The sequence below is a fragment of the Falsiroseomonas oryzae genome, assembly GCF_027856955.1.
Lineage (GTDB): Bacteria > Pseudomonadota > Alphaproteobacteria > Acetobacterales > Acetobacteraceae > Falsiroseomonas > Falsiroseomonas oryzae.
Genome location: NZ_JAPSMD010000163.1, coordinates 1 through 11410, shown reverse-complemented (window position 1 = coordinate 11410; position 11410 = coordinate 1). Strand labels below are relative to the sequence as shown.

The 11410-nt window shown below is 73.6% G+C and carries 11 protein-coding genes; 3 read left to right on the top strand and 8 right to left on the bottom strand.

From position 1 onward, the window contains the following. Nucleotides 1-1903, bottom strand: a 1903-nt coding sequence (locus OZN99_RS16250) for an HAD family hydrolase (protein ID WP_270936306.1), incomplete at its 3' end; no start/stop codon positions are given. 366 nt (nt 1904-2269) lie between these two features. On the opposite strand from OZN99_RS16250, the gene OZN99_RS16245 reads away from it, so the two are divergent. Beyond that, nucleotides 2270-3769: an oligosaccharide flippase family protein gene (locus OZN99_RS16245; protein WP_270936305.1), complete on the top strand. Its 1500-nt coding sequence runs from the start codon at nt 2270-2272 to the stop codon at nt 3767-3769. On the opposite strand, the gene OZN99_RS16240 is transcribed toward OZN99_RS16245, so the two are convergent. The 4 genes from OZN99_RS16240 to OZN99_RS16225 form a co-directional block, all read right to left on the bottom strand. Continuing rightward, on the bottom strand, nt 3757-4392 hold the full coding sequence (locus OZN99_RS16240; protein ID WP_270936304.1) for an OmpW/AlkL family protein: 636 nt from the start codon (nt 4390-4392) through the stop codon (nt 3757-3759). The two genes, OZN99_RS16245 and OZN99_RS16240, sit on opposite strands and share 13 nt — an antisense overlap. Nucleotides 4393-4557: 165 nt before the next feature. After that, complete coding sequence (locus OZN99_RS16235) at nt 4558-5541, bottom strand: Bug family tripartite tricarboxylate transporter substrate binding protein (protein WP_270936303.1); 984 nt, start codon at nt 5539-5541, stop codon at nt 4558-4560. Between the two features lie 82 nt (nt 5542-5623). After that, a complete protein-coding gene (locus OZN99_RS16230) occupies nt 5624-5827 on the bottom strand; it encodes a DUF1289 domain-containing protein (protein ID WP_270936302.1) in 204 nt (67 codons plus the stop codon). A 45-nt stretch (nt 5828-5872) separates the two neighbouring features. Continuing rightward, nucleotides 5873-6685, bottom strand: a complete 813-nt coding sequence (locus tag OZN99_RS16225) for a MipA/OmpV family protein (protein WP_270936301.1) — start codon at nt 6683-6685, stop codon at nt 5873-5875. 129 nt (nt 6686-6814) lie between these two features. Here OZN99_RS16225 and OZN99_RS16220 point away from each other — a divergent pair, with 129 nt between their 5' ends. Next, nucleotides 6815-8485, top strand: a complete 1671-nt coding sequence (locus OZN99_RS16220; protein ID WP_270936300.1) for a formate--tetrahydrofolate ligase — start codon at nt 6815-6817, stop codon at nt 8483-8485. Between the two features lie 40 nt (nt 8486-8525). On the opposite strand, the gene OZN99_RS16215 is transcribed toward OZN99_RS16220, so the two are convergent. From OZN99_RS16215 to OZN99_RS16205, 3 genes are all read right to left on the bottom strand, one after another. Next, nucleotides 8526-8750, bottom strand: a complete 225-nt coding sequence (locus tag OZN99_RS16215; protein WP_270936299.1) for a hypothetical protein — start codon at nt 8748-8750, stop codon at nt 8526-8528. Nucleotides 8751-8923: 173 nt separating this feature from the next. Next, the gene (locus tag OZN99_RS16210; RefSeq protein ID WP_270936307.1) at nt 8924-9679 is read right to left on the bottom strand and encodes an SGNH/GDSL hydrolase family protein; all 756 of its coding nucleotides are present in this window, start codon (nt 9677-9679) and stop codon (nt 8924-8926) included. A gap of 5 nt (nt 9680-9684) precedes the next feature. Further along, a complete protein-coding gene (locus OZN99_RS16205) occupies nt 9685-10866 on the bottom strand; it encodes an OpgC family protein (protein WP_270936298.1) in 1182 nt (393 codons plus the stop codon). Nucleotides 10867-10895: 29 nt separating this feature from the next. On the opposite strand from OZN99_RS16205, the gene OZN99_RS16200 reads away from it, so the two are divergent. Continuing rightward, nucleotides 10896-11410, top strand: a 515-nt coding sequence (locus tag OZN99_RS16200; protein WP_270936297.1) for a tetratricopeptide repeat protein, incomplete at its 3' end; no start/stop codon positions are given.

Sequence of the window (11410 nt, the reverse complement as noted above, 5' to 3'; positions counted from 1 at the left end):
GGCGCAGAGACGCCTCCGGCCAATGCCCGGCGTAGCCCGACGCGCCCAGCCCGAGCCCGAGGCGCAGGCGCATGGCGGGGCCGATGCGCGGCGCGCAGTCGCTCCAGACCTCGTGCGCCTGCCCGTCGGCATGGGGGAAGCTGCCGAAGGCCTCGGCCTCCTCGGCGCTCGGGTCGCGGCGGAAGGCGTCGTAGGCGGCCAGGCCGCCTGCGCGCAGCACCTCGCACCAGTCCGCCGCGTCGGCGCCGCTGCTGCGCCGCAGCGCCTCGGCCAGCTCCGCCGCGAAGGCGAGGATGCCGTCCTGCAGCGTGCGCAGCCCCCAGGCCAGCGCGCGCCGGTCGGCCGACTCGGCGAGTTCCGCGGCGAAGCCGCCATCCGGGCGGGCGACGTAGCGGCGCACCGTGCCGTGGTCGGCGGCGCAGAAGATCTCGAACAGCACGGGGTTCATGCGGTGGAGGAAGTCCGGGCTGTCCACGAAGGTCCGCATCTCCGCCGCGGCAAAGCCCTCCGGCCGGTTGCGCAGCGCCAGGTAGAAGCCGGTCAGGGGCGGCGTCCGGCCGTCCGTCGCGCCGAGCTCGAGCAGGCGGCGCAGGGAGCGCTGCAGCCGCCCGTGCCAGCCGAGATCGACCATCGCAGCGGGGCCGCCGTCCAGCAGGCCCTCCTGGCGGAGATAGCCGAGCGCGAGACGGCGACGTTCGGCGGCGGCCTCCAGCAGCGCGCCATCCACCTCCGCATCCCGCAGCAGGGCGATCAGGCGCGACGTCGGCGCCGGCGCATCCAGCCCGTCCAGACCGTGCCGCGCGAGCGCGCCGGCGATGCGCTCCGGCGCCAATTCCGCGCGAGCGAGGACGCTGCGCAGCGGCTCGCCCGGCGCCTCCTTCGCCAGCCAGTCCAGCGCCGCATCGTCCAGCCGCTCCATCGCGGGCAGGTGCCAGGCCTGGCGGGAGCCGAGCAGGTAGCGGCATTCGATGCCCCAGCCGAGCCGGCCGAGCAGCATCTCGGCGATGCGCAGCAGGATCTGGCCGTCGCGCGAGACGAAATGCAGCCGGCGGAGCCCGGCCCGCCGCGCCTCCAGCACCACCCAGAGCACGAAGCCCGCCAGCAGCGGCCCGGCGACGTCGGCGCCGACCGACCAGAGCGCGCGCGCATGCGGCGTCGGCGGATCGACCGAAAGGCGCGCGGCGCGCGCCGCCCCTGCCAGGGCGGAGCGCAGCATCTCCGGCTGGCGGGCAGTGGCCTGATGCAGCACCGCCTCGAACCGGCTCGGCACGCCGATAAGGCAGCGCTGGGCAACGAGGCCGGCGGCGCGCGGCACCGCGAGGTCGGAGTGCGGATGGTCGCCGCGATGGGCGATGCGCTGCGGCGGCACGCCGAGCCGTTCGGCGACCAGGCCGAACAGCCGGCCGCTGCGCTTGGTCGCGCCGAGCGCGGAGGAGGCGAAGATGCGGTCCTCCGGCACGGTGATGCCGGCGCGGCGCAGCAGCCGCATCAGCGCGGCGCGGTCCAGGTAGGTGTCGCTCAGCAGCGCCACATCCGCGCCCTGCCGCTGCAGCCCGGCGAGCAGGCGCGCATTGGCGGCGATCGGGCGGATCGCCTCCTCCTCCGCGTCGAGTTCCAGCGCGGCGGCGACGGCGGTCTGCTCGGCGGTCCAGCCGAAGGAACCGGCGAGTTCGGCGTGGATCTCCGCCAGCGTCACCTCCTCCACCCCGGGGCGTGCGCGCAGGCCGGCTTCCGCGGCGATGCGCCGCGCGGCGAAGTCCGCGGGCGCGGCGCGCAGCAGCCCGGCCTCGGCCAGGCGGGCCCCGAGGCGGAGGAACAGGTCCTCCGGCCGCCACCAGCAGCGCGTGAGCAGCGTGTCGAACACGTCGAAGCTGTGCAGGGCGATGTCGTCCGGCGGCGCCACACGCGCCTTCGCCCGGGCCGCCGCCCGGGCCGCCGCCCCTGGGCGCCGCCAGCTTGCGGGCTGCGGTCCCGCGTCCGTTCCAGCTTTCACCATGCGGCCCAGCACTACCCGGGCGCGGCGTGGCCGCCAGTCAATCCGCCGCGACAGCGCCGTGTCGTGCCGGCTCACGATGGCGCCAGCACACCCGGATGCGACCGCGCCCGCGGCCGCAAGCTGCTATCGGCGGGATGTGCGGAGAACGCTTCTACTCATCCTGCGGTCGGCTGGCCTGCCGCCGTGACGCGGCGCCCCTGCTGAAACGGCGGGCGCGGTGCCGCGCCCGCCCGCCGCGTCGCGTGCCGCCATCTCCCGAGGATCGCCTTCCGCATGGCCCTTCGCCTGCCCGGCTCGCATTCCACCGCCTGGGTGCTCGCCGAGACCGCCGTGTCGGCGGGCTTCTCCCTGGTCTCGCTGCTGGTCATCGGCCGCGTCATCGGGCCGCAGGAAGCGGGGCTGGGCGCGGCCTCGGTCGCCGCCTTCCTGCTGCTGGACACCTTCGCCTCCACCTTCACCGACGCCCTGGTGCAGCGACCCGGGCTGACGCTGCTCGAGGTGCGCAGCGCGGTCACGGCGACGGCGCTGATCGGCCTGGCGGGCGGGGTGCTGCTGGCCGGGACGGCGCCGCTGCTCGCCAACGGATTCGGCCATCCCGAGGCGCTGCTGCTGCTGCTGGCGCTGGCCCCGCTGCTGCCGCTCTCCGGCGTCTCGGGTGCTGCGGCGGGCGTGCTGATGCGCGACCAGCGCTTCCGCCTGCTGGCGATGCGCGTCCTGGTCGGGCAGCCGCTGGCGCTGGTGGCCGGCCTGCTGGCGGCGGCCGGTGGCGCCGGTGCCTGGGCGATGGTGATCGCGCAGGCGGTCGCCACGCTCGCGACCTTCCTCCTGATGCTGGGCTTCGCGCGGCTGCCGCTGCGCCCGGTGCTGGACCGCGGCGCGCTCCGCGGTCTCTGGCCGGTGGCGGGGCCGCAGATCGGTGCCGTGGTGCTGACGGCGGGCAAGTACCGGCTGTTCCTGCTCGTGCTCGGCCTGCTGCTCACCCAGGCGGTGCTTGGCCAGGCGCATGTCGCGTTCCGGATGGTGGATGCGGCGCTGTTCGTGGTGTGGGGTGCGATGTCGCGCATCGCGATGCCGCGGCTCTGTGCGCTGCAGGGCGACCGCGCGGCACTGGCGCGCTGCTACGGCGAGGTGGTGCAGCTGCCGCCGCTGATCGGCCTGCCGATCGCGCTCGGCGTGGCGCTGGTGGCGGACGACCTGGTGGCGGCGCTGCTCGGGCCGGCCTGGGCGGGCAGCGCGGAGGCGGCGCGCATCGTCGCGCTGGCCGCCTGCTTCGGCTTCCTGCACGGTGACCAGTTCAGCCTGTTCGTCGCTGTCGGCCGGGCGCGGTGGAACATGCTGGCGGCGGTGGCGAACCTCGCCCTGCCGATGGCGGTGCTGCTGGCATTCCGGCCGGACACCGCCGCGGGCGCGGCCCTGGCCTGGAGCGCGCAGAGCCTGCTTGTCACGCCGGTGCTCGCCTGGCTGGTGATGCGCACGCTCAGCGTCTCGCCGCTGTGGCTGCTGCGGCGCGCCGCACCCGGCCTGGTCGCCGCCGCGGCGATGACCGCGGCGGTGCTGCCGTTGCAGAACGCCATGGCGGATGCGGCGCCGCTGCTGCGGCTGCTGGCGGCCATCGCGCTTGGTGCGGCGGTGTTCGTCGCCGTCGCCTGGCTTGCGCTGGGCCGCCGGCTTCCGCCGGCGCTGCTGCCGCGCGCGGCGCCGTCACGCGGCGCGGGCGGCGATCCCTCTCGGGGAATGCGCCGCCCGGCCGAGCTGGCGGCTCAGAACCGGTAGCGGACGCCGGCGCCGATGATCCACGGGTTCAGGTCGGCGGTGCCGCGCACGGCGCCGTTGTTCACGCTGACATCCGGGCTCAGCCACAGGTATTTCACGTCGAAGTTCGCCAGCCAGTTCGGCGAGATCTCGTAGTTGAAGCCGGCATTCAGGCCGTAGCCCCAGGCGTTGTCGATATCGACGTTGGTGATGCCCGGGCTGCGGTTGCCGCCTTCGCTGTAGAAGACGGTGAAGTTGCCGGCCAGGCCGACATAGGGGCTGAAGCGCGACGCCGGCATCGGGTAGTACTGCAGCGTCAGCGTCGGCGGCAGCACCCAGGTGTCGCCGAGGTTGAGCGTGCCGGCGCCCGGCACGTCGCGCACCGTCACCTTGTGCTGCGTGGTCGCCGCGATCAGGTTCACCGCGATGTTCGGCGTGAAGAAGTAGGTGAAGTCGAGCTGCGCGGTGAACGCGTCGTTTGCGTTCGGCGTACCGCCGATGGTGGTGCTGCCCCCATTGGTGGGAAGCACGCCGATGCCGCTCAGGCCGATCATGAAGTCGCCGGCGCGCGTGCCGCGCGCATCCTGCGCCACCGCCGGCGCGGCCGCGACCGCCAGTGCCATCGCCGCGGCAGCCATCTTCATCCGCATGGTGTCCAAGCCTTCCGGTCCGTGCGGCCAGCGCCCCTGCGCGGCCGCTGCGGATGACCATCAGGCGGTAGCGGTCACGGAACCTTGATCCATGTCATGCGGATGACGCAGTGCAGCGAAGGCGTTGCGCAGATGCAACGCCTTCCCGCGATGGGAGCGTTACTCCGCGCGGATATTGGCGGTCTGCACCACCTGGCGCCAGCGCGCGACCTCCGCCAGCTGGAAGCTGCGGTACTCGTCTGGCGAGTTGGCCACCACGTCGAAGCCGATTCCGTTCAGGCGCTGCACGGTCTCCGGGTGTTTCAGCGCGTCCGTCACCGCGGCATGCACGCGGGCCAGCAGCGGGGGCGCCATGCCGGCCGGCGCCATCACCGCCTGCCAGGAGGTGACGACGAAGTCCGACAGCCCCTGCTCGATCGCCGTCGGCACCTCCGGCAGCAGGCGGTTGCGCTCCGCGCTGGTGACGGCGATGGCGCGCAGGCGGCCGCCGGCGATGTGGCCGGCGACCGTGCCGAGGTTCTGGAAGGAGAGCTGGACGTTCCCGGCGATCAGGTCGGTCGCGGCTGCGGCGCCGCCGCCATAGGGCACGTGCTCGGGATCGGTGCCGGTGCGCTGCTTGAACAGTTCCATCGTCAGGTGGTCGGAGGAGCCGACGCCGGAGGTGGAGTAGCTGGTCCGGCCGCGGTTGCGCTGCAGCCAGTCCACCAGCTCCGCCATGGTGCGGACGGGCACCTTCTCCGGGTTCACCACCAGCACGTTGGGCGTGGTGACGGCCAGGGTGATCGGGGTGAGTTCCCGCAGCGGGTCGTAGCCGAGGTTCGGGCGCAGCGCGGCGTTGATGGCGAAGACGCCGATCGAGCCGACGAACAGCGTGTGCCCGTCGGGCGCGGCGCGCACCACCTGGCGGGCCGCGACCTCGCCATTCGCGCCGGGCCGGTTCTCCGCCACCACGGGCTGGCCGATGGTCTGCGCCATGCGGTTGGCGATGGAGCGCGCCACGATGTCGGAGGGGCCGCCGGCGACGAAGGGCACGAGGATCGTGATGGGCCGCGTCGGCCAGTCCGGCGCCTGCGCCGCGGCAGCGCGCGGCACCAGCGGCGCGGCGGCGCAGGCGGCCAGCAGCATGCGACGATGCATCGTCATCGTTGTCCTCCCTCGACGTTCTCCTCCGGGCAGGATGCCGTTCCGCAGGCGCGGACGCCAGTGTTCGCGGGAAGGGCCGAGGCTACCTGCGCCGCTTCGCCGCCTTGCCGGTCGGCAGACCCGCCGCCGCCAGCGCCGCGAGCCGGTCCGGCAGCGCGACGCGCAGGGCCGGCCGCGCCGCCTTGTCCTTCTTCCAGCGCGTCTTCTCGGGCTTCGTCATGCCGCAGCCCAGGCACCAACCGGTGACCTCGTCATGGCGGCAGACGTCGATGCAGGGGCTTGCCATGCAGCCGGAACGGGGCCGAGGCCCCGCGGCTTCACGGCGACGGCGTCACGGCGCGAGACGCCAGGACACTGCGAGGCCGACGACTCCCTGGGTCGCGCTGCCGCGATCCACCAGCGGGCTGTCGGCGGAATCGCCCAGGATCCGGCCGACCTCCCCGAAGGCTGCGACCGTCCAGCGCTCCGCCGCCAGCCAGGTCACGCCGCCGGCCAGGCCGGCGAACCAGTAATTGCCGGGGCTGAAGGGCTGGTAGCCGCTGCGCGCGGATTGAGTCGCATCGACGCCGAGGAAGGTCTGCGCGAAGCCGCTGTCGCCCCAGGACACACGCGGGCCGGCGCTGAGGAAGACGTCGGGCCGCACCCGGAACACGCGATCCAGCCGGGCATCCGCCACCAGGCCCGAGAAGCCGCCGAAGCCCTGGCGCAGCTCCACGCTGCCCCGCCAGGTGCCGTCGCCGTAGGAGAGGAAGCCGCCGCCCTCGCCGGAGATGCGGATGTCGCCCATCCCCGCCAGCGCGGCGTTGTCGTCCTGGTCGCGCCCGAAGCGCGGGCGCAGCACCAGCCCCGCCCGGAAGCCGCCGCTGCGCAGCAGCGTCGCGCCCAGCCCGTCGCGGAAGGAGAGGAACAGCGTCTCGTCGCGCCAGCTCAGCTCCGGCGTCACCACGGGAATCGCCCGCCAGGAGCTGGAGCCGAGGTAGTCCGGCGAGGCGAGCACGCCGGCGCCGAGGCCGATGCGCCATTCGGTGGTCGGGGCCGGGATATCCGGCACGGCCCCGGGAGCGAGGCCGGTCTGCGCGGCCGCCGGCAGGGCCAGGGCGAGCGACAGGAGGGCGGCCGCGGCGGACCGCTTCGGGAAACGCATGGTGGAGGGACCCCGGCTTGGTTTCGCCCGGACATGGGGGCAGCGGCGACCCTTGTCACGGCTTTACGCGGCCGTCACGGCCGGATAAGCGCGCCGGGACAAGCCGCCCATTGGGGAGACGCCGGGACCATGCCGACCGACCTGGAGATCGCGCGCGCCGCCACGCTGCGCCCGATCGCCGAGATCGCCGCCCGCGCCGGCATCCCGGACGAGGCGCTCGAGCCCTATGGGAAGTTCAAGGCGAAGGTCTCGCCCGCCTTCGTGGCGGAGGCCTGCGCCCGGCCGGCCGGCAAGCTGGTGCTGGTGACCGGCATCAACCCGACCCCCGCCGGGGAAGGCAAGACCACGACGACGATCGGCCTCGGCGACGCGCTGAACGCGCTGGGCACCCGGACGATGATCGCGCTGCGCGAGCCCTCGCTCGGCCCCTGCTTCGGCGTGAAGGGGGGCGCGACAGGCGGCGGCTACGCGCAGGTGCTGCCGATGGAGGAGATCAACCTCCACTTCACCGGGGACTTCCACGCGATCACCAGCGCCAACAACCTGCTGGCGGCGATGATCGACAACCATCTCTACTGGGGCAACGAGCTCGGCCTGGATCCGCGCCGCGTCCACTGGCGCCGCGCGATGGACATGAACGACCGCAACCTGCGCGACTGCGTCGTGGGCCTGGGCGGCGCCACCCAGGGCGTGGTGCGGGAGGATGGCTTCGACATCACCGTCGCGTCGGAGGTCATGGCGGTGTTCTGCCTGGCGAAGGACCTGGGCGACCTGCGCGCGCGGCTCGGCCGCATGATCGTGGGCCGCACGCGGGACGGAAAGCCGGTCACCGCCGCCGACCTCAAGGCGGATGGCGCGATGGCCGTGCTGCTGAAGGACGCGCTGTCGCCGAACCTCGTGCAGACCATCGCGGGGTCGCCCGCGCTGGTGCATGGCGGGCCCTTCGCGAACATCGCGCATGGCTGCAACAGCGTGGTCGCGACGCGCATGGGCCTCGGCCTTGCCGACGTGGTGGTGACGGAAGCCGGCTTCGGCGCCGACCTCGGCGCGGAGAAGTTCCTCGACATCAAGTGCCGGCTGGCCGGGCTGGAGCCCGGCGCCTGCGTGATCGTCGCCACCGTCCGCGCGCTGAAGATGCATGGCGGCGTGGCCAAGGCGGAGCTGGGCCGGGAGGATGTCGCGGCGGTGGAGCGCGGCGTGGTCAACCTCGTCCGGCACGTGGAGAACATGCACAAGTTCGGCCTGCCGGTGGTGGTCGCGCTGAACAAGTTCACCTCCGACACCCCGGCCGAGATCGCGGCGGTGCAGGCGGCCATGGCGCGGCTGGATACCGAGGCGATCCTCTGCACGCATTGGGGCGACGGCGCGGAGGGCGCGCTGGAGCTGGCGCGGGCGGTGAAGCTGCGGCTGGATCGTGGCGCGGCGCGCTTCGCGCCGCTCTATCCCGACGCGATGCCGCTGGCCGAGAAGCTGCGTACCATCGCGCGCGAGGTCTATCGCGCCGGCGACGTCTCGATCCCGGCGCCGGTGGCGCAGCGCCTGGCGCGGTGGGAACAGGAGGGTTTCGGCCACCTGCCGGTCTGCGTGGCGAAGACGCAGTATTCCTTCAGCGCCGACCCGACGAAGCTGGGCGCACCGAGCGGCCATGTGCTGCCGCTGCGCGATGTGCGCCTCTCGGCTGGCGCCGGCTTCGTGGTGGCGATCTGCGGGGAGATCATGACCATGCCCGGCCTGCCGCGGCGCCCTGCGGCGGAGACCATCACGCTCGACGACGCGGGCAACATCGACGGGCTTTTCTGATGTTGGCGCGGCCCGGGCCGGCCGCGACTGCGGCAGGGCGCTACGGCTTGCCGCTGCCCTTCGGTGCCTTCGCCGGGACCCGGTCGAGCAGGCGGGTCAGCTCCTCCGGCACCGGCTCGGACAGGGTCTGGTCGTAGAGACGACCCAGCTCCTTCCGCAGCCAGCGGTCGAAGGCGACCTCGCCGGGTTCGGTCGGCTGCTTGACGGGCTGGGCGTGCGCCGGCCGGGGCGCCGCCGCGCCCTCGGATCGGAGTTGCGCGCTCATGCCCGCAGCAGCGTCCGGCGAGGCCGCCGGTTCCACCGGTCTCTGGCGCTTGGGACGTCTGGTCATGGCTGTTGCAGCGAAGCATCGCGCAAGCGGCGAAGCCGCCTGTCGCGCCCAGGTGAACGGACAGCCGGAACCTTAGCCTGCCGGAACGCCGGGTGATAGCGGCGGCGTTACCGGCGGTTCCGCTGGGTGCCTTCGAGGATATAGGCGGTCAGCGCGCGGGCGAGGCAGTCGTGCAACTGGTCGGCAACCGCCGTGCGCTGCTCCCGCGGGGCACGTTCCAGGTCGATGCGGTCGGTTTCCGCCCAGTGCTTCATCACCGTCCAGCGGCTGAAGTAGTGCGCCCCGCTGGCGGCGGCGGCGTAGCGCAGCTGGTCGCGGTACGGCTCGACATTGGCGTTCGCCCGGAAGAAGCGGGAGAACTGCATGTCCATCACCATCAGGTCGGTCAGCTCGCCCCGCGCGGCCCGCAGCCGGGTCGCGGCGTCCTGCACGATCTCCGACATCTCCTCGGCCGACATGCCGCGGGCGGCCTCCACCGTGCCGAGCTGCCAGACGACCAGGTGGGGCCGGAAGCGCCGGGCCTCGGTCGCCAGGATGCGGGCGTGGTCGGCGGCGGTGCTGCCGCGCGCGCCATAGGTCTCGAGCTCGACGACGACCGGCGTGAGGCGGACCGCGAGCAGCGCCTTCAGGCGCTGCGGCCAGGTGTGGTCCGGGGAGGAGGTGCCGCCCGAGGCGGTGGAGGCGCTGCCCACGACCAGCACGCGGAACTGCCCGCGGGCGATGGCGGCGAAGGCGCCGGGCAGGGGAGCGGCTTCCAGCGCCTCCGGCGGGGCGCCGCAGGCGATGGGCTCGGCGCGGGCCACGCCCGATGGGGCAAGCCCCAGGGCGAGTGCCAGCAGCAGGGGGGCAGCCAGGCGGCGCATCGCACTCAAGGGCTAGCGCCACGCGACGCCGCGGGCAAGCTCGGGACGGGCTGCGGCCCCGGCCGCTTTGGCCGGCCCTCCCCGGAGTACCAGGCGGAGACGACGCCCACCAGCACCAGCGCCAGCAGCCCCGCGATGTTCACCGCCGCCTGCATCCAGGGACCGGCAGAAGTCTCGATGGCGAGCCGGCCGAGGAAGGACAGGAAGATGCCGGCGCAGAACACCGGCAGGCTCTGCTGCCCCATCAGCACGAAGGGCGCCGCCCAGCGGCCGGTCAGGAAGCGCGCATCGGCGGGCAGCAGATGCGCGATCAGCCAGGTCATCACCAGCACCGAGAGCAGGCGCGCCGGGTGCAGCCCGGTCTTGTCCACCCCGATCAGCCAGGCTGCCAGCCATTCCGGCGGCTCCCACCCGCGGGCCGGCCCGTGCCAGACCATGTTCAGCATCACGGCCACCCCCACCAGCGCCAGGAACGCGAGCCCGGCCAGCCAGCGGTTCCAGCCGAAGCGCCGCCCCAGCCAAGCCGGGTCGGCGCGCGCCAGCACCACGCCGATCGCGAACAGCACCTGCCAGGCAAAGGGGTTGAAGAACCAGCCCGAGCCCGTCCAGGACGGCGGGGCGAAGTCGAGCGCGCGCGTCACGGCATAGAGCGCGAAGGAACAGCCCAGCAGCACCATCGGCCGCCCGATCAGCGGCAGCGCCAGCGCGAACAGCGCCAGCACAACGATGTAGAGCGGCAGGATGTCCAGGAACGCGGGCTGGTAGCGCAGCAGCAGCGCCTCCAGCATGGCGCGGTAGGGTTCCTGGCCGAATGGATCGAGCTGCAGCTCGTCGAGATAGGCGGCCTGGTCCAGCGCCGCGGCCGAGTAGCCGACCTGCGCGGTGAACACCACGAACAGGAAGATGTGCGCGACGTAGAGCGTGCCGACGCGCCCGATCACCTTCGCCGCGGTGGGCAGCCAGCCGTCGCGTTCCATCAGCCGGCCATAGGCGATGCCGGAGGCGTAGCCGGCCAGCAGCACGAAGCCTTCCGTCGCGTCGCAGAAGGCGATGTTGCGGAGCGTCAGGTTGCCGAGCAGATTGCCCGGCGTGTGATCGATGAAGATGAACCAGAGCGCGAGGCCGCGCAGGAAATCGACGCGCAGGTCGCGACCGGGGCGAGTGAGGGAGACGATGGACGCGAGCATGCGGCGGAAGCTTCGCGGAGCGGGGGCGGATGGCGCAAGCCTCTCTTGAGGAACTGCTGCGCGAGGGCGCCGCGCGGCACGCGCGCGGCGATCTGGAAGGCGCGACGCGGCTCTATCGGAAGGTTCTTGCTCGTGCCCCCGGCGAGCCCAACGCGCTGAACCTGCTCGGCGTGGTGGCGCGGCAGCGCGGCGACCTGCCGCGCGCGCTGGACCTGGCCGGGCAGGCGCTGGCGGCGCGGCCGGGCAGCCCGATCTTCCTGGCCAATCTCGGGGCCGCGCTGGCCGAGGCGGGCCGCCATGCGGAGGCGGTGCAGGCCCTGCGTAGCGCGCTGGCGCGCCGCCCCGACGATGTCGTGACGCTGCGCAACCTGGGCCAGGTCCTGACCGCAAGCGGCCAGGCGGCGGCTGCGTTGGTGCCGTTGAAGCGCGTGGTGGAACTGGCGCCGGATGCGCCGGAGCCATGGCTGGCTCTGGCCCATGCGCAGCGCGAGGCCGGCGAGCCCGGCGCGGCGGATGCCGCACGGCGCGTGCTGGCACTGCCAGG